15 protein-coding genes are annotated in these 18,051 nt (G+C 59.5%); 9 read left to right on the forward strand and 6 right to left on the reverse strand.

Annotated features, from left to right (window positions below):
* Positions 1–19: 19 nt before the first annotated feature.
* From GH722_05625 to GH722_05640, 4 genes are all read right to left on the reverse strand, one after another.
* The gene (locus GH722_05625) at positions 20–820 is read right to left on the reverse strand and encodes a helix-turn-helix domain-containing protein (protein ID MRG71236.1); all 801 of its coding nucleotides are present in this window, start codon (positions 818–820) and stop codon (positions 20–22) included.
* Positions 821–833: 13 nt separating this feature from the next.
* Positions 834–2,168, reverse strand: a complete 1,335-nt coding sequence (locus tag GH722_05630; protein MRG71237.1) for a TRAP transporter large permease subunit — start codon at positions 2,166–2,168, stop codon at positions 834–836.
* Position 2,169: 1 nt separating this feature from the next.
* On the reverse strand, positions 2,170–2,769 hold the full coding sequence (locus tag GH722_05635; GenBank protein MRG71238.1) for a TRAP transporter small permease subunit: 600 nt from the start codon (positions 2,767–2,769) through the stop codon (positions 2,170–2,172).
* 164 nt (positions 2,770–2,933) lie between these two features.
* A complete protein-coding gene (locus GH722_05640; protein MRG71239.1) occupies positions 2,934–4,037 on the reverse strand; it encodes a C4-dicarboxylate ABC transporter substrate-binding protein in 1,104 nt (367 codons plus the stop codon).
* Positions 4,038–4,612: 575 nt separating this feature from the next.
* Here GH722_05640 and GH722_05645 point away from each other — a divergent pair.
* Positions 4,613–6,214, forward strand: a complete 1,602-nt coding sequence (locus tag GH722_05645; protein MRG71240.1) for a choline dehydrogenase — start codon at positions 4,613–4,615, stop codon at positions 6,212–6,214.
* Positions 6,215–6,306: 92 nt separating this feature from the next.
* Positions 6,307–8,205, forward strand: coding sequence for a bifunctional glutathionylspermidine amidase/synthase (locus GH722_05650; GenBank protein ID MRG71241.1), 1,899 nt, complete (start codon positions 6,307–6,309; stop codon positions 8,203–8,205).
* A gap of 33 nt (positions 8,206–8,238) precedes the next feature.
* Here GH722_05650 and GH722_05655 read toward each other — a convergent pair whose 3' ends face one another.
* Entirely contained in the window at positions 8,239–8,979 is a 741-nt protein-coding gene (locus GH722_05655; GenBank protein ID MRG71242.1) for an aspartate/glutamate racemase family protein, read from the reverse strand.
* The gene (locus GH722_05660; GenBank protein MRG71243.1) at positions 8,976–9,689 is read right to left on the reverse strand and encodes an FCD domain-containing protein; all 714 of its coding nucleotides are present in this window, start codon (positions 9,687–9,689) and stop codon (positions 8,976–8,978) included. The genes GH722_05655 and GH722_05660 overlap by 4 nt, the downstream gene beginning before the upstream one ends.
* Positions 9,690–9,801: 112 nt before the next feature.
* On the opposite strand from GH722_05660, the gene GH722_05665 reads away from it, so the two are divergent.
* The 7 genes from GH722_05665 to GH722_05695 all read left to right on the forward strand — a co-directional run bounded on the left by GH722_05665 (position 9,802) and on the right by GH722_05695 (position 17,933).
* Complete coding sequence (locus GH722_05665; protein MRG71244.1) at positions 9,802–11,511, forward strand: thiamine pyrophosphate-binding protein; 1,710 nt, start codon at positions 9,802–9,804, stop codon at positions 11,509–11,511.
* A gap of 248 nt (positions 11,512–11,759) precedes the next feature.
* On the forward strand, positions 11,760–12,746 hold the full coding sequence (locus GH722_05670; GenBank protein ID MRG71245.1) for a C4-dicarboxylate ABC transporter substrate-binding protein: 987 nt from the start codon (positions 11,760–11,762) through the stop codon (positions 12,744–12,746).
* Between the two features lie 111 nt (positions 12,747–12,857).
* Complete coding sequence (locus GH722_05675; protein MRG71246.1) at positions 12,858–13,472, forward strand: TRAP transporter small permease subunit; 615 nt, start codon at positions 12,858–12,860, stop codon at positions 13,470–13,472.
* 4 nt (positions 13,473–13,476) lie between these two features.
* Positions 13,477–14,790 carry a TRAP transporter large permease subunit gene (locus tag GH722_05680; protein ID MRG71247.1) on the forward strand — a complete coding sequence of 438 codons (1,314 nt, stop codon included), beginning with the start codon at positions 13,477–13,479 and terminating at the stop codon, positions 14,788–14,790.
* Positions 14,791–14,794: 4 nt separating this feature from the next.
* Positions 14,795–15,556 (forward strand): enoyl-CoA hydratase/isomerase family protein, encoded by a 762-nt coding sequence (locus tag GH722_05685; GenBank protein ID MRG71248.1) that lies wholly within the window; start codon positions 14,795–14,797, stop codon positions 15,554–15,556.
* Complete coding sequence (locus tag GH722_05690) at positions 15,553–17,049, forward strand: AMP-binding protein (protein MRG71249.1); 1,497 nt, start codon at positions 15,553–15,555, stop codon at positions 17,047–17,049. The genes GH722_05685 and GH722_05690 overlap by 4 nt, the downstream gene beginning before the upstream one ends.
* Before the next feature lie 98 nt (positions 17,050–17,147).
* The gene (locus GH722_05695; protein ID MRG71250.1) at positions 17,148–17,933 is read left to right on the forward strand and encodes an aldolase; all 786 of its coding nucleotides are present in this window, start codon (positions 17,148–17,150) and stop codon (positions 17,931–17,933) included.
* The last annotated feature ends 118 nt before the right edge of the window (positions 17,934–18,051 follow it).

Genomic DNA, 18,051 nt, shown 5'->3' on the forward strand with positions numbered 1-18,051 from the left:
TTCGTCTCCTGGTGAGGGATTAACCAGCCGCCCCGTCCGGCAGACCGGTTGCAACAATATCCATATTCAGCATCGACAGTTCCGCCGCTGCCCGGCGCAATGCAGGGGCGCAGGCCACAGCCTGTTCAATGTCCATCCGCATCACCGCCGCATGAACAGACAGGGTGGCGCACAGGCGGCCGCTGCCATCAAGGACCGGCACCGATGCCGCGATCATGCTGTCGAGCAGTTCCTGATCGTCCGTTCCGATCCCGGTCTCCGCGATCACGTCCAGCGCGGCTTCCAGCCTGTCGGCAGAAGTGATCGTCTGTGCGGTAAAGGGATGCAGGTCGAGCCGGCGAATCATCCGGCGGCGCTGATCCGGCGGCAGTGAACTGAGGTAGAGCTTTCCGCTGGCCGTACAATGCAGCGGCACCCGGCTGCCAATGGCAAAACGGACGCCAAGCTGCCATTTCGCCTCGACCCGGTCAAAATAGACCATCTCTCCGCCTTCCGGCACGGCGAGGTTGCAGGTCTCCCCCAGCTCTGCCGACAGGTCGGTCATGATCCGGTGGCGCAGCGCCCGGGCCCCGGAGCCACCGATCACCGAATTGCCGAGGCGGATCAGACGGTGACCTTCGATAAAGCCGCGACCGACCATATCGCGTTGCAGAAAGCCTTCACGTTCCAGCATGCTGACCAGGCGATGCACGGTTGCCCGCGGCAGACCTGTCCCCTGAACAATCTCGGGGACCGAGACGGGGTGACCTGCTGCGGAAACCATTTCAACCAGTTCCAGTGCCCTGATCGAGCGTGATATCTTATCCGGACCGTCCGGCATGTTTTTATGACCCTCAGTTGCCGTAGATATATTCCGGCAACCAGAGTGCGATCGCCGGGAAGATGATGATCAGTATAAGGCCGAGCAACTGAATGCCCATGAACTGCATCATCCCGAGATAGATATCCTTCAGCGGCCATTCCGGCACGACCCCTTTCAGAAAATAAGCCGACAGCGCCACCGGTGGCGACAGCCAGGCGGTCTGGAGATTTACCGCAACCAGAATGCCGAACCAGGTCAGGTTGAAACCAAGCTTTTCCACCAGCGGAATCAGAATTGGCACGATGATGAGAACAATCGGCACCCATTCGAGCGGCCAGCCCAGCAGGAAAATCAGCGCCATGATAATAAACAGGATCACATAGCGGTTCAGTTCCAGATCAAGCAGGAACTCGGTCAGCATGGTCGGCGTACCAAGCCGTGAGAAAACAGCCCCGAAGAAATTTGACGCCGCGACCAGAAACAGAATCAGGGCCGATATTTCGAGCGTCTTGACCAGCGCATCGAACAGCTTTTTGCGCGTCATCTTGCGATAGGCGAGCGTCAGCAACATTGCCCCCAGCGCCCCGCAGCCCGCCCCTTCGGTCGGTGTCGCGAGACCGAACAGAATACTGCCCAGCGCAAAGGCAACCAGGGCGGCCGGCGGCACCAGCCCAAGCAGGAATTCGCGCCAGATGACACCCATGTTTTCGGCCCGGTCTTCCATCGCCAGTGCCGGACCCAGTGCCGGGTTCAGCCAGCAGCGGATCAGCGCATAGGCCATATACATGAAAGCCAGCATGATGCCGGGAATGATTGCCGCCGCGAACAGATCGGTGACCGGCACTTCCATCACCGGCCCCATGACCACCAGCATGATCGAGGGCGGAATCAGGATGCCCAGCGTACCGCCGGCGGTAATCGTCCCCGCCGCCAGCTTTACGTCATAACCGGAGCGGTTCATGGTCTTGGCCGCCATGATCCCGAGAATCGTCACCGACGCACCGACGATACCGGTCGCCGCCGCAAAGATGGTCGAGACGAACAGCACCGCCACATAGAGTGAGCCGCGCACCCGCGACAGCATCAGCTGCACCGCCTGGAACAGGCGTTCCATCAGTCCCGCCTGTTCCATCATGATCCCCATGAAGATGAACAGCGGGACAGCCGCCAGTGTCTGTTCAGACATCACCGAATAGAACTGGAAGGTCATCAGATAGAAGACGACCTTGCCGAAACCGAGATAGCCAAACACGAAGCCGAGGAAGATCAGCGTAAAGGAGATCGGAAATCCGACGAAAATGGCAAACAGCATGACCCCGATCAGGACCAGGCCGAGAATCTCCGGAGAGAGAAAATCGAACAGCATATCAGGGCCACCGGTTGTTTTTGGCGGCGTAGTAGCTTTTCAGCACTTCCGAAACGCCTTGGATGAGGAGAAAGGCCACACCGAGCGGCAGGGCTGTCTTGATCGGGCCGACATGCGGCATCCAGGCTGTATCCATGCCCTTCTCGCCGCGCTCCCATGCCTTCCAGGCGAAATCCATCGCCGTGATCAGGAAAGCAACCAGACCGGGGAAATAAAAGACGATATAAAGGAACAGGTCGACCCGCCCCTGATTGCGCGGCTCCCAGTTCCGGTAAATGAAATCGGCGCGGATATGGACGCCCTTTGACAAGGCGTACCCGGCCCCCAGCATGAACATGCCACCATAAAGAAAGCGGCTGATGTCATAAGCCCAGAGGGTCGGTGCCACAAAGACGTAGCGCATGAAAATTTCGTAGACCATGGCCAGAAACAGGGGGATGACCAGCCAGCAGATGACATAGCCCGTCCATTTCGAGAACCTGTCGATCCCGGTGATCGTTGACGCCATCCAGGGCGCCATGTCATCCGGCATGTTGCCGTCACCGGATCGCCGTTCAGCAATCAGCTCATCGGCAAATTCATCAAGTTTCAGATCCGCCATATTCCTCCCCCTTGCCGCCTTCCTGAGAACTTCATCGCCTCATTCCGGACCCGTCCCGGATATTTCACAGAAACCCGGCTTGTCATCCGGTCATGTGAAACGGGTCTGGAATGAGGGATTGCGGGGCGACCTCAAACAGCCGCCCCGGAACCCTGCTGATATTATTATTTCTTCAGCTGATTGGCGTAGGCATTGCCAAGATTCGCATTGGTGGTCTGTGAACCGGCCCAGTAGGGAACGGCGATATCCGCGAATTCCTTCATGGAGTTCCAGACCTTCAGGAAGAAGGCATTTTCCTTCTTGTAGCGATCCATGGAATTGTTCACCGCAGCCATATATTCGGTGAAGTAGTCCTTTGGCGTGTCATGCAGGATGACACCATGATTATCGACGAGATCCTTCAGGGCCTTGCCGTTTTCATAGATGCGATAGGACATCGCCTTCATCAGCGAGGCATCGGCGGCCACTTCCATGGCTTTCTGCTGGTGCGGGGTCAGCTTGGCCCAGACATCACCATTCAGATACATGTCGGCATTGACGACCACCTGATGCAGACCCTGCAGATAGTAGTGTTTCAGTACTTTCTGGAAACCGAACACGCTGTCCGGCTTCGGGCAGCACCATTCAGCCGCGTCGATGACGCCTTTTTCCAGTGCCGGCAGAATATCACCGCCGCCCATGGCAACTGCGGCGATACCGATATCCTTGTAGGTCTGGCCGGGGATGCCCGGTGGTGTGCGGAAACGATATTTACGGAAATCAGCCATCGTCTCGATCGGCTCCTTGAACCAGCCCAGCGCTTCCGGTCCGACCGGCTGCAACATGAACCCCTTCACGTTGACGCCCATTTCTTTCCAGAGTTCTTCATACAGGCCACGGCCACCGCCATACATGTACCAGCTTACCCAGGCGATATTGTCGATCCCGAGACCGGCACCGGCCGTCGGTGATCCGAACAGGGTGGCGGCGGGATGCAGGCCGGACCAGTAATGCGTCCAGGCAAATCCGCCTTCGATCAGTCCCTGATCAACGGCCTCAAGCGTCTGCTGCACACCGACAACGGCGCCGGCCGGCAGCACTTCAATCTGGACTTCACCATTGGTCAGCGCAGCAACCGTGTCGGCATAGTCCTTCAGCATCGTCACTTCATCGGCTTTCGTCGGAATCACCGACTGGACCCGGATCTTGATGGTTTCAGCAACCGCAGGCGTCAGAACGATTGCGGCTGTCATTGCTGTGGCGGCGGCACCGCCCAGCAGTCTGGTCATAATCGACATTGTCTATGTATCCTCCCAGTGGGTTCTGGCCCCTGAAATGCCAATCCGGCAATGCCGGTGCCTGAGGGGCGTGGTCGTACAGTGGCATGACAGGCATCCACTGCGATCTGCCTGGCGCGATCTGTGCCGCACCTGGTAGCAGAACTGGTCCGGCACTCCGCCGGCATGTCGAAAACACGAAAAGCCGGATGCAGCATCACTGCATCCGGGCAAAGAAAACTTTCCCGAAGAGTTTCCCGCACGGGCAACCGCCACGATGCCGGGTTCTGATGAACCCTAGCCACCGGGCTGGTACTCACGACCGCGCCACCAGACAGCACCCCTGCTATCCCCCATGTTTCCTCCGCGTCTTCGTTTATCGAAGATTCTCACTGTCTCATTAATGAGCATCACAATCTCATTATTGCAAATATAATTTTCAAATGCAAATCTTTGATATAGTGATGCGTCTGGAGTCATTGTTTTGTATGATTATAACGCAGATGCAGCATAGGATGGTTTTTTCCTGCTGCTCTGCACAAAAATGGGTGGCTTGACCGGCTGTCTGGCGATAACGAGGCTGCAACATGACCGAATCCTACGATTACATCGTCATCGGCGCCGGCTCTGCCGGATGCGTGCTGGCCAACCGGCTGTCGGCTGACCCGAAAAACCGTGTCCTGCTGCTCGAAGCCGGGGGCAAGGACTGGTATCCGTGGATTCACATTCCCGTCGGTTACTTCAAGACCATGCACAATCCGCTGACCGACTGGCGCTACAAGACAGAACCAGACCCGGGCCTTGGCGGGCGGGCACTAGACTGGCCGCGCGGCAAGACGCTTGGCGGGTCCAGCGCCATCAACGGCCTGCTCTATGTCCGTGGTCAGCCACAGGATTTCGATGGCTGGCGCCAGATGGGGAATGTCGGCTGGGGCTGGGACGACGTATTGCCGCTGTTCAAACGCGCCGAAGACCAGGAACGCGGCCCCGACGAAATGCATGGCACGGGCGGGCCGCTGGCGGTTTCCGACATGCGTATCCGGCGTGAAATCTGCGACCGCTTTATCGACGCTGCGGTCGAACTTGGCTATCCCGCCCGCGACGACTTCAATGGCGAGGAACAGGAAGGGGCCGGTTATTTCCAGCTGACCGCCCGCGACGGACTGCGCTGTTCCACCGCCGTCGGTTATCTGCGCCCGGCAAAGGGCCGCGAAAACCTGACCGTCGAGACCCATGCCCATACCCACCGGATTCTGATTGAAAACAATCGGGCCGTCGGGGTTCGCTATGATGTGAAGGGCAAGCTGCGGGAGGCCCGGGCACGCGGCGAGGTGGTGCTGTCTGCCGGGGCCATCGGCTCGCCGCAGATACTGACCCTTTCCGGCATCGGTCCGGGCAGTAAACTTCAGGAACTGGGTATCACACCAGCCGCAGAATCCCGTGATGTCGGCAGCAACCTGCAAGACCATCTGCAGGTTCGCATGGTGTTCAAGACGAAGCAGCCGATTACCCTGAACGATCAGGTCAACAACCCGGTCAAAAAGGCGATGATGGGGCTGGAATTCCTGCTGCACCGGCGCGGTCCGCTGACCATGGGGGCCAGTCAGGTCTGTGCCTTCGTCAAATCCCGGCCGGAAGTTGCCACGCCGGACATCCAGTTCCATGTCCAGCCGCTGAGTGCCGACAAGCCCGGCGAAGGGCTGCACAAGTTTTCCGCCTTCACCTCATCGACCTGCCAGCTGCGGCCGGAAAGCCGGGGTCATCTGGACGTCACCTCGCCGGATGCGCATGATTATCCAAAGATCCACCCGAATTATCTGGCCACCCATACTGACCAGCAGGCCGCGGTTGACGGCATGAAGCTCAGCCGGAAATTTGCCGCGACCAAAGCCTTGTCAGAAGCGATTTCCGAAGAATGGCTGCCCGGTCCGGATGTGCAGACCGACGAGCAGTATCTCGCCGCCGCACGCCGCATTGCCCAGACCATCTATCACCCCGTCGGCACCTGCCGCATGGGCACCGACGACCATGCCGTCGTCGATCCGCGCCTGCGCGTCAGGGGTATCGACGGCCTGCGCGTCGCAGATGCCTCGATCATGCCCACCATCACGTCGGGCAATACCAACGCCCCGGCCATCATGATCGGCGAAAAAGCCGCTGAGATGATCCTCGGGGATGCAAAGAGGTAACCGGCAGTCCGAAGGGACAGAATGCCGCTTTCTCAAAAATGGCGATACTCTATGATCGACGTTCTGTCGTCGTTGCTTAGCCGAAAGCCAGCATGTCCAATCATCACTATCCCCGGTCCGCCCCGTTCGGTGCCCTTCTCGGTATCGGCCCCGGCAATGTTCCCGTCTATTCCTCCGACTATGACAGCGTTGACCGGACTGAACTGCCGACACGACAGTCCTTCCGGAGCCAGATCGATGATGTCTATATGGGCCACAAATGGCAGTGTGTGGAACTGGCCCGTCGCTGGATGTACCTGAACAAGGGCTACATTTTTGACGATATCGCTATGGCCTACGACATCTTCCGGCTGCGAACGGTAAGGATGATTGCCGATGACAGTCTGTTGCCGCTGCATTCGTTCCGGAACGGGGCGAAGCGACCGCCGGAACCGGGTGCCCTGCTGATCTGGGCTGAAGGCGGCGAGTTTGAGGTCACCGGCCATGTCGCGGTGGTGACGGAAGTGCTGGATAACGCTGTACGCATTATCGAACAGAACGTCGATCATGCGGTCTGGCCGGACGGACAGACCTGGTCACGCGAACTGCGTCTGCATCGCGGGTCTGATGGCGGTTATCATGTCGACTGCAGTTTTGACGATACCACCCTGCTTGGCTGGGTGATCCAGACGGCGGACGATGCCCATGCTGAAAAAGAACTGGAAGATAATCCGGCGCTGTTCCGGGTTCTGCGCCGGACAGTACCGGACAATGGCAAGCTTTCTGAGCCCTGGCTGGATATCTCGGACCCCAAGTACGCCGCCTATGTCGAGTTGATGAAAGGGCACCGGCTGGCCACCGATGACAGCGAGTTACTGGATTATTACTGCATCAGCGAGACCGCGCATAACGAACTGCGGCGGGCGACAAACGAACTGCACCGGATGTTTCTGCATGCGACCAACCATGTGCTGGAAGATGACCGGCTGCTGACTAAATTCAATCTTCCGCCCGCATTGTGGCCGCGCATCCACCAGTCATGGAACAGCCGGCGGAACGAGGTCATCACCGGCCGGTTCGATTTTGCTGTCTCGCCACGCGGCGTCAAAGCCTACGAGTATAACGTCGATTCAGCCTCCTGTTATCTTGAGTCAGGCCAAATCCAGGCACTCTGGGCGCAGCAGTTCGGCTGTAACCTGGGCTGGTGCCCCGGCGAGGGTCTGAAGGATGCCCTGATCTCGGCCTGGGAAGCCGCAGCTGTCGATGACGTTCTGCATATCATGCAGGACGATGACCTTGAGGAAACCTACCATGCCCTGTTCATGAAGGAGGCGCTGGAAGCTGCCGGCGTCACCTGCAAGATCATCACCGGGACGGACAGCCTGCAATGGGGTGACGGCACCATGGTCTGCGATGCCGACGGTCTGCCGATCAACTGGGTCTGGAAGACCTGGGCCTGGGAGACCGCACTCGACCAGATTCGCGACCAGCTGGAGGAAGATGCGGAAAACCTGCGGCTGCATCGTACGCTTGATCACGCAACCCGCAAACCACGGCTGGTCGATGTGCTGCTGCGCCAGGAGGTGATGGTGTATGAACCGCTCTGGACGCTGATTACCAGCAACAAGGCAATCCTGCCGGTCATCAAATCGATGTTTCCCAGCAGCCGGTTCCTGCTCGACACCTTCTACGAGCTGACTGATGATCTGCGCCGGACCGGCTATGTGTCGAAACCTATCGTCGGGCGCTGCGGGGCAAATATCGCCATCTTCAACCGGCATGACGATCTGCTGGCAGAATCATCCGGCAAGTTTGAGGAGCGGGATCAGATATTTCAGGAACTGCATCCGCTGCCGAAAGCCGGTAACCACAATGTCCAGATCCAGACCTTCACCGCTGCCGGCAGCTATGCCGCAGCCGGCGTCCGCGTCGATCCGTCGCTGATCATCAACCAGCACAGTGATGTTCTGGCGCTCCGCGTCGTCCCGGATGATGAGTTTCTGGAGCTCTGACCGGCGCCAGATCGCCGGTCACCGCCATAAGGGTCAGTATCTGGAATCGTGCATGGCGCCGGAGAAACGTGCCGGCAGCAGACCGCCCTGGAACCAGCTGACAAGCGTATAGATGCTGTAGACCGGCACGCCGAGTTCGGCCCGCAGGTCGGCGGCATAGGGGGCCATGTTGGTGCATTCCAGCACAATGGCACCGACATCCGGATGCTTCGTCATCAGTTCACGCCCGGCATCACGCAGATCAAGGCGGGCGAGATCCACATCCAGATCCGGCTCGTCATCAAGGATGACGCGGGTAAATTCGCGCCCTGATTCTGTGCCGACAACCGGCACATCGACCGGCGCACCGGCATTGATCAAATGCTGTTCGGTCAGGCTTTCCCTGGAAATCGTGATCACCCCGACCCGCTTGTCCGGCGGCAGGAAACGCTGCACCAGCGATATCTGGGAGAGTGACGAGGCGGCAACCGGCACGCCGACAGCCGCCGCCAGATCCTGCTGAAACAGCGACAGAAACCCGCAGGTCGTGGTGATACCGTCCACGCCTTCCTCGACCAGCGATTTTGCCGTCTCGATGAAGGCGTCTTTCAGGCCGGCCGCGCCCTTGCGCACCACCAGATCCGGGGTTGCCCCGCGAACCGTGCGGTAGAAGACCGGAAACGGCCAGGTCGCCGCATTGCCCATATCCCCGACAATCCGGGGAAACCGGGTTTCCAGCATCAGGATTCCCACGGCTGCGCCGTAGATTGTCTTGCCGCCATGCACTTTCATCATTTGCTCTCCCGCGTTGCCAGGTCACCGGACCCGGATTTCTGATTCAGCGATCCCGGCTGCAGATAAATCCGCGCCAGGCTTTCCCGCACAACCTCCATGATCTGGTCCTGCCGTTTGCCGATATGACTGCCGAGGCGTTGCAGGGCAAGGTCACGGTTGCCGTCCAGCAATGCCTGCAACAGCGCCAGATGTTCGCCCTGGGTCTCCCGGCGGCGGTTCTCCATATCGATCCAGCGGACGAATCTGATGCGCTCGTTCAGGCCACGCAGGGTGCGGGTCATCTCCGCATTTCCCGCGCAATCAACCAGCGCCTCATGAAAATGTTCATCCAGCCGGACCAGTTCCCGGACATCCCGGTCACCTTCATCCGGACCGGTTTCCTTCAGAAACTGCATCAGCCCGGCCAGCCGCTCCGCCGGGCCGGTCTCTGCGATCCGGCGCACGGCTGCTTCCTCGATCACCCGGCGCAACTCATACAGGTCCAGAATTTCCTGCGGGTTCAGATCGCGGCAGAAGAACCCCCGCCCGCGTTCGAACGACAGCAGGTTTTCTGCCACCAGCCGGTTCAGGGCTTCCCGCAGCGGCGTACGGCTTGCACCCAGCTGCTCGGACAGCAGCACCTCGTTGATACGCTCACCGGGACGCATCTCAAACCCTACGGACATGTCCTTGACCGTCTCATAGACGCGATTAACGCTGCTCGCTGTCATCTTCCGGCTTCTTTCCTGCAACGGCACCCTGTCGATCAGCGCCCTTGACCGATTTTAACGAAGCTGCTTAGTATTGTATACAGTTTAAAATACAGAATGGAACACGGTGAAAATGTCTCAGGAACGCCCGAACAGCCTTACCGGCGCGGAAGCCATGGTTCATATGCTGAAGGCCTATGGCGTGAAGCATATCTTCGGTCTCTGCGGCGATACATCGCTGCCGTTCTATGATGCCCTGTTCCGGCTGGATCACGGCATCGACCATATCCTGACCCGTGACGAACGCTGTGCGGCCTACATGGCGGACGGCTATGCCCGGGTTACCAATCGCATTGGCGTCTGTGAGGGGCCAAGCGGTGGTGGTGCCACCTATATTGCACCGGGCCTGGTTGAGGCGAATGAATCCTCTGTTCCGATTCTGGCGATCAATTCCGATGTCTCCACCACCTCGACCGGACGGTATCCGCTGACCGAACTGGACCAGAAGGCCCTGTTCCGGCCACTGACCAAATGGAACGGTGTGCTGGATAACGCCGCAACCCTGCCCCGCATGGTCCGCACCGCCTTTCGCGCCATGACAACCGGCCGCCCCGGTGCGGCCCATCTGGCTTTTCCGATTGATGTACAGCGGGCAGAGACGCCGCCGGACGAACTCTGGGCCGACCCGGCGCATCAGAGCTACCCGGCCTGGGCGTCCGCGCCAGACCCGGCGAATGTGGCCATTGCCATTGAACTGCTGCTGAAATCATCCTCACCGATGATCATCTGCGGCGGCGGACCGGTGATCTCCGGTGCCATGGACGAGTTGCAGCGTTTCGTTGAACGCCTCGACCTGCCGGTTGCCACCTCGGTCAGCGGCAAGGGGGTGATCGCCGAGACCCATCCGAACTGCCTTGGTGTTGTCGGCTCGAACGGTGGTTGTGATGCGGCCACGGCAGCAGTTGCCGCCGCTGATCTGGTGATCTTCATCGGCTGCCGTGCCGGTTCGGTCACTACTGAACGCTGGTCGATCCCGAAGGCCGGGGCAAAGATCATCCATATTGATTCCGACCCGATGGTCATCGGTGCCAGCTTTGACACAGATGTCGCCCTTGTCGGTGACGCCCGTCTGGCGCTGGCCGCCTTCAACATGCTGCTGGATGGTCTGGGTGACCGGGATATGCCCGGCGGCTTCAACGGCGGTGCCGTCGCCGCGAAAGTACAGACCGCCCGGCAGACCCGGTTTCGCGAACTGGCCACATCCGACGCCACCCCGATCCTGCCCGAACGGGTGGTTGATGCCCTGAACCGCCTGCTGCCGGACAATTCCGTGGTTGTCGCCGATCCCGGCACCCCCTGCCCCTACATGTCTGCCTATCTGACCATGAAAAAACCCGGCCGGCGCTATATCACCAACCGGGCGCATGGCGCGCTGGGCTATGCGCTGTCGGCTTCCATGGGGGCGCATATCGGACGTCCCGATGCAAAAACTGTTTCCATCATGGGCGATGGCAGCTTTGCCTTCACCGCCGGTGAATTTGAAACCGTGGTCCGTCGCAACATGCCGATTACCTTCATTGTCTTCTCCAACAGCGTCTTCGGCTGGATCAAGGCCGGCCAGAAATCCGGTTTCGGCAAACGCTTCTTCTCGGTTGACTTCAACCGCACCGACCATGCTGCCGTGGCATCGGCCTATGGCATCAAGTCATGGCGCGTGGAACAGCCGGGGGAACTGGATGCTGCCCTGACCGCCGCGCTGGCCCATGACGGGCCGTCACTGGTTGATGTCATCAGCCAGCCACTACAGGATGCCGCAGCACCAGTCAGCGAATGGATTGCCTGATGACGATAAAAAAAGTCCGGCGAATCGGCTAGCGTTTCCGGAGATCGCCCTGATATGCTGATCAGGATATGAAAAATTACGCCGGGAAGGCGTGATTCACGGTTAAAATCAGCCGGTTGGACCGGCGAGAAGAGCTTCGTTGACAATTTATCGATAAATTGCCAACGTTAGGTGTCATCCAGCAGGATGACACAGGGAGCAGGACGCCCCGGCGTTCTGGCACACAACAGGAAAAGGGGGTCCCCTTCATGTCGACTTTCATCAAAACCACGACGGCAGCCATTGTTGGTCTGTCGGTTGCCAGCTTCGCCGTAGCGGCGCAAGCCCAGACGAAATGGGATATGCCTGTCGCCTATGCGGCCGGTAACTTCCACACCCAGACTGCCGTTGCCTTCGCCGACGCCGTGAAAACAGCCACCGGCGGCAAGCTTGTGATCACCGTCCATCCGTCGGGTTCACTGTTCAAGGGTAACGAAATCAAGCGTGCTGTTCAGACCGGTCAGGCACCGATCGGTGAGCGCCTGCTGAGCGCCCACGAAAACGAAAACCCGATGTTCGGTGTCGATTCGATTCCGTTCCTCGCCACTTCCTTCGCAGATGCGGCGAATTTGTGGAAAGCAGCGAAGCCGGAACTCGCCAAGCTGATGGATGAACAGAACCTGGTTCTGCTCTATTCCGTTCCCTGGCCGCCGCAGGGCTTCTATTTCAACAAGGAAGTCAATTCGGTTGCCGATGCGAAGGGCGTCAAGTTCCGTTCCTACTCAACCGCAACGGCACGTATTGCCGCTCTGATGGGTATGGCTCCGGTTCAGGTTGAAGCTGCTGAAATCTCGCAGGCTTTCGCCACCGGCGTTGCCGAAAGCATGATCTCCTCCGGCTCAACCGGTTATGACCGGAAAATCTGGGAACATGTCAGTCACTTCTATGAAGTGAACGCCTGGCTGCCGCGCAACTACATCTTTGCCAACAAGGACGCCTGGAACGCCCTCGACGAAGAGACCCGGAACATCGTTCTTGGTGTTGCCGAACTGGCCGAACGCTCGGGCACGATCGAATCCGAAAAGCTCACGGACTGGTACAAGGGTGAGCTCAAGGCAAACGGCATGACTGTGGCTGTTGCCGGCGACAAGCTGAAAGGCGAGTTGCAGAAAATCGGTGAGACCATGGCTGCCGAATGGCTGGAAAAAGCCGGTGCATCCGGCAAGTCCGTCGTCGATGCCTACAAGAAGATGTAGTTTCTGATACTGCATCAGGTTAACCGGCCCGCAGGTCTCAAACCCTGCGGGCCGATCTGCCGGGCGAAGGAGGGGGTCCGACGCCGTTGATGTCATTCCAAGGGGGAATACATGTCTGCATTGCGCTCAGTCGGTCGGACGCTGCGCCCGATTCTGGACTTCATCTACAAATTTTGCGGTTTTCTGGCTGCCGGCTTCCTGCTCATCATCCTGACGATCATCGTCGTCCAGATGATCTCCCGCTGGATGCTCGATCTGGCCCAGCTCATGCGCAGCCTCTTCGGTGAGGGTGCGGCAGACTGGGTTCTCACCAACATGGCCTACCAGTTCCCCGGATCGACCGATTATGCCGGTTATTCAATGGCGGCGGCGTCCTTTTTCGCGATGGCCTATACCCTCAACAATGGCGCCCATATCCGGGTCAGCCTGGTCCTCAGCAAGCTGCACGGACTGCCCCGCCGGATCGGTGATATCTGGTGCTTCGGCATCGGCTTCTTCTTCGCTGCCTACTTTGCCTGGTACGCCATCCGCGCCACCTACTGGTCGCATAAACTGCATGACATCAGTCAGGGGCAGGATGCGACACCGGTCTGGATCCCCCAGGTTCCGATGGCCATCGGAACAACCATTCTGGCAGTTGCCCTGCTGGATCATCTTATCCGCGTGATCTTCGTCGGTGAAACCGACCTGTCTGCCGAACGCGTTGCTGAAAACAAGGGGGAATAGATCGATGGAACAGGCACTGCTCACAACGATTTTCCTCTTCACGCTGTTCTTCCTGCTCGGTTCCGGCGTCTGGGTCGGGCTGTCACTGCTCGGCGTGGCCCTGATCGGCATGGAACTGTTCACCAACCGTCCGGCTGGCGATGCCATGATCACGACCATCTGGACCTCATCCTCCAGCTGGTCGCTGACCGCCCTGCCGCTGTTCATCTGGATGGGTGAAATTCTCTACCGGACCCGGCTGAGCGAAGACATGTTCCGGGGGCTGGCCCCCTGGATGGCCCCGCTTCCCGGTCGCCTGCTGCATACCAATGTGGTCGGCTGCACGATCTTTGCTGCGGTGTCCGGCTCTTCTGCCGCCACCCTGACCACGGTCGGCAAGATGTCGATCCCGGAACTGCGGAGCCGCGGCTATCCGGAACGGATGATTATCGGCACCCTCGCCGGATCAGCCACTCTCGGCCTGATGATCCCGCCGTCCCTGACGCTTATTGTCTATGGCGTTACCATCAATGAATCGATCTCCAAACTGTTCATGGCGGGTGTGTTTCCCGGCCTGATTCTGGCCGCCCTGTTCATGGGTTATGTGGCCTACTGGTCGGTTGTCTACCGCAAGGAAGTCCCGCCCGCCGAACCGTCAATGACACTGATGCACCGGATCAGCGAGGCCCGCTTCCTGATTCCGGTCATCTGTCTGGTGATCTTTGTCATCGGCTCGATGTATATGGGTATCGCCACCGCGACAGAGGCCGCCTCTATCGGCGTCATCGGGGCGATGGTACTGGCTGCCCTGCAGGGATCGCTCAATTTTGCGACCTTCCGGGAAAGCCTGCTGGGGGCCACCCGCACCTCCTGCATGATCGCGCTTATCCTGTCAGGTGCAGCCTTCCTGTCCCTGTCGATGGGCTTTACCGGGCTGCCCCGGGCGCTCGCCGCCTGGATTGATTCCCTGCATCTGTCGCCTTATGTGCTGATCTTCGCGCTGACCATTTTCTACATCATCATCGGCTGTTTCCTCGACGGTATCTCGTCGGTGGTGCTGACCATGGCGGTGGTCGAGCCGATGATCCGGGCCGCCGGAATCGATGTTATCTGGTTCGGCATCTTCATCGTCGTCGTGGTGGAAATGGCGCAAATCACGCCACCCATCGGCTTCAACCTGTTCGTATTGCAAGGCATGACGGAACATCAGATCGGCTATATCGCGCGCTGCGCCCTGCCGTTGTTCTTCCTGATGTGCATCATGGTCGTGATCCTTGTCATCTTCCCGGAAATTGCCACCTGGCTGCCGGACAATATGCGAACCAGACCGGGAACCTGACTATATGCCTGACTTTATCAAGACCGAGACCCGTGGCACGACAGCCATCATCACCCTGAACAGACCGGAGGTGATGAACGCCTGGAATACACGGATGCGGGAAGAAATTCTGACCGCAATGGCGGGCTTCGCAAAGGACAATGCCATCAGGGCACTGATCTTCACCGGTGCCGGAGACCGCGCCTTCTGTGCCGGTCAGGACCTTAATGAAGCCAAGGATCTTGATCCGGATTCCGCCGTCGAATGGATTGAGGAATGGCGCACCCTCTACACCGCTTTCCGGACCTTCCCGAAACCGGTGATCGCAGCCCTGAACGGTGTCTCCGCAGGCTCGGCCTTTCAGGCCTGTCTGATGATGGATATCCGCGTCGCCCATCCGGGGGTACGACTGGGCCAGCCGGAAGTGAAATCCGGTATCGCCAGCATTACCGGGCCGTGGATCATGAATGCCATGTTCGGCCTGTCACGGACAACGGAACTAGCGCTTTCCGGTCGCCTGATGATGGCCGATGAAGCCACGAATGCCGGCATTGTCCATCATCTCGTCGAACAGGGTCAGGTCATGCCGACGGCACTGCGCCTTGCCGATGAAATGGGCAACCTGCCGGGCACAGCTTTCGGCCTGACCAAACGCTGGCTGGCCGAGATGACCCAGCCCGGTTTCGATGCGGCGTTCGAGGCCGCCCGGCGCTACCATCGTGAAGCCTATGAATCCGGCGAACCACAGCGTGAAACAGCCGGGTTCGTCACCAAGAAAAAGGCGTGAGCGGGGAACGCGCAGAAACCCATGCCGCGCTGCTGATCAGCGCGGCAGCCACCCGGCCCGATCATGTCCTGCTGGACTGGCAGGGGCGCGCAATCACCACTGATGAAGTCTGTCAACAGGCGCAGGCTCTGGCCGCCGGTCTGCGGGCCGCAGGGGTGCAGGCCGGTGATGCGGTCGCGCTCATGCTCGACAACCATCCTGACCATGTCGCGCTGATCTTTGCCCTGGCCCTCAGCGGCGCTGTCTGGGTTCCCCTGAACCCGAAGCTGAAAGGCCCGGCAATCCGTCACATCATTCAGGTGACAGACCCGGTCCTTGGCGTCGCTGACGATGACCATGCCGCCGATATCAGGGAAACCGGCTTCAGCCGTCCCGTCCTGACGCTGGCAGACCTGATGGCCACGGCTGCCGGCACCACCCCGCCCACAGGTGAAGGTCTGACCGGAGAGAGCACCCGCACCATCCTGTTTACCTCCGGCACCACCGGCGCGCCCAAGGGTGTCATCGTGACCGAACGGATGCTGTTATCGGCCAGCCGCTTTGCCGCCATGGCATCCGGTGCACAACCCGGCCACCGGTTTCATTTCTGGGAACCGCTGATCCATGTCGGCGGTGCGCAGATGCTGGCACTGGCGCTGGAACAGCAGGCGACGCTGGTGATGGTTCCCCGGTTTTCCGCCAGCCGGTTCTGGGACGAGGTTCGCGACGGACGCGTCAGCCGGGCGCATTATCTGGGCGGCGTGCTGGATATCCTGCTGAAACTGCCGCCGGACCCGAAGGACCGGGATCACGGGCTGGAGCTGGCCTTCGGTGCCGGGGCACGCCCGGAAGTCGATGCCGCCTTTCGCGAACGTTTTGGTGTCCGGCTGGTCGAAGTCTATGGCATGACCGAAGCTTCAAGCTTCTCGACCATCAATCATGACGGTGTTGCGGGCTCCATCGGCAAGGCAGCCCCCGGCGTTACCATAACCCTGCGCGACCCGGAAGGTCGCGTCGTGCCAGACGGTGAACGGGGCGAGATTGTGCTCCGGACTGACCCGCCAACACTGATGACCCCCGGCTATCTGGGTAACCCGGAGGCAACGGCGGAACTACTACAATCCGATGGCCTCCATACCGGTGATATCGCCTGGCGGGATAAAGACGGGAATTATTTCTTCTCGGGCCGGTCAAAAGACATGATCCGCCATAAGGGAGAGAACGTCTCCGCCTGGGAAGTTGAGCGCGTGCTGAACGACCACCCCGCCATCGCGGAAAGTGCCGTCATCGGCGTTCCCGGTGCCCTGGGTGAAGAGGATATCATGGCATTCCTGCGCACCGCCACAGGCACCACACTGGACCTGACCGAACTGAAGGCCTGGTGTGCGGAACGCCTCGCCGCCTTCCAGATGCCCCGCTATATCCGCCGGGTCGAAGCCTTTGACCTCACACCGTCAGAACGGATCAGGAAGGGTGGTTTGCCGCGCGATACCAGCGACGCGGAGATATTCTGACCCTCCCGTGACGGTCAGATGCAGACCGCCCGTGACCATCCCTCCGGAATAGGGCTATCCTGTCCGGACATATCTGCATTACAGGGGAGGAGCGACCAATGCCCGCATTTGAAAATACCATGAAGAAGAAGCTGGAAGCCGGAGGCTGTGTCTTCTCACTGACCGCCTCGGCCATGCGTCAGCCGGGTATCGCGCTGATGGCTAAGGAATGCGGTTTCGACTGGCTGTTCATCGACACCGAACATAGCAGCATGGACGTGGATACCGTCTCGGCGCTCTGCGTTGCCGCCCTGCCGACCGGGGTGACACCGATTGTCCGCGTACCCGGTCATCAATCCTTCCATGCTTCCCGCGTTCTCGACGGTGGTGCGATGGGTGTCGTGGTACCGCATGTAAATACGGTCGAAGAAGCACAGGCCGTTGTCACCAACTGCCGGTTCCCGCCGCTCGGTCTGCGGTCACTGACCGGCCTGTCGCCACAGCTCGGCTATCAGCCGACACCGATGGATGAAGCGACGCGGATTCTGAATGACCTGACCTTCGTCACGGTGATGATTGAAACACCGGAAGCCGTCGAAAATGCCGACGCCATCGCTGCCGTGCCCGGCATTGATTGTGTCATGGTGGGCTGCAACGATCTGGCGGCCACCATGGGGATTGCCGGAAAACTGGGTGATCCGAAGATCGAGGCCGCCCTGAAAACCGTGATCGAGGCCTGTGCCCGGCATAACAAATATCCGGGTATGGGTGGCGTTTATGCTCATCCGCTGATGGAAAAATATATCGGGATGGGAGTCCGCTTCTGTCTGGCGGGCGGCGATCATTCCCTGATGATGAGTGCCGGACGTGACCGCATGAATTTCCTCAGCCGCTTTCAGGCCTGAGGCCGGCGGCTCCGGGAAAATACCGGACATTTTCCCGGATTTACGGTTCAGCCGACAGAATCCTTGCGGTTCCCGGCGGGATGGGTTTGAAATCGCGCCCTTCGCCGACTGACCCTGA

It is taken from the genome of Alphaproteobacteria bacterium HT1-32 (genome assembly GCA_009649675.1).
GTDB lineage: Bacteria > Pseudomonadota > Alphaproteobacteria > Rhodospirillales > HT1-32 > HT1-32.

What these genes read in the sequence shown, in the direction of transcription:
- GH722_05625 (MRG71236.1), bottom strand. Translation starts at nt 820, where the DNA reads ATGCCGGACGGTCCGGATAAGATATCACGCTCGATCAGGGCACTGGAA.
- GH722_05630 (MRG71237.1), bottom strand. Translation starts at nt 2,168, where the DNA reads ATGCTGTTCGATTTTCTCTCTCCGGAGATTCTCGGCCTGGTCCTGATC.
- GH722_05635 (MRG71238.1), bottom strand. Translation starts at nt 2,769, where the DNA reads ATGGCGGATCTGAAACTTGATGAATTTGCCGATGAGCTGATTGCTGAA.
- GH722_05640 (MRG71239.1), bottom strand. Translation starts at nt 4,037, where the DNA reads ATGACCAGACTGCTGGGCGGTGCCGCCGCCACAGCAATGACAGCCGCA.
- GH722_05645 (MRG71240.1), top strand. Translation starts at nt 4,613, where the DNA reads ATGACCGAATCCTACGATTACATCGTCATCGGCGCCGGCTCTGCCGGA.
- GH722_05650 (MRG71241.1), top strand. Translation starts at nt 6,307, where the DNA reads ATGTCCAATCATCACTATCCCCGGTCCGCCCCGTTCGGTGCCCTTCTC.
- GH722_05655 (MRG71242.1), bottom strand. Translation starts at nt 8,979, where the DNA reads ATGATGAAAGTGCATGGCGGCAAGACAATCTACGGCGCAGCCGTGGGA.
- GH722_05660 (MRG71243.1), bottom strand. Translation starts at nt 9,689, where the DNA reads ATGACAGCGAGCAGCGTTAATCGCGTCTATGAGACGGTCAAGGACATG.
- GH722_05665 (MRG71244.1), top strand. Translation starts at nt 9,802, where the DNA reads ATGTCTCAGGAACGCCCGAACAGCCTTACCGGCGCGGAAGCCATGGTT.
- GH722_05670 (MRG71245.1), top strand. Translation starts at nt 11,760, where the DNA reads ATGTCGACTTTCATCAAAACCACGACGGCAGCCATTGTTGGTCTGTCG.
- GH722_05675 (MRG71246.1), top strand. Translation starts at nt 12,858, where the DNA reads ATGTCTGCATTGCGCTCAGTCGGTCGGACGCTGCGCCCGATTCTGGAC.
- GH722_05680 (MRG71247.1), top strand. Translation starts at nt 13,477, where the DNA reads ATGGAACAGGCACTGCTCACAACGATTTTCCTCTTCACGCTGTTCTTC.
- GH722_05685 (MRG71248.1), top strand. Translation starts at nt 14,795, where the DNA reads ATGCCTGACTTTATCAAGACCGAGACCCGTGGCACGACAGCCATCATC.
- GH722_05695 (MRG71250.1), top strand. Translation starts at nt 17,148, where the DNA reads ATGCCCGCATTTGAAAATACCATGAAGAAGAAGCTGGAAGCCGGAGGC.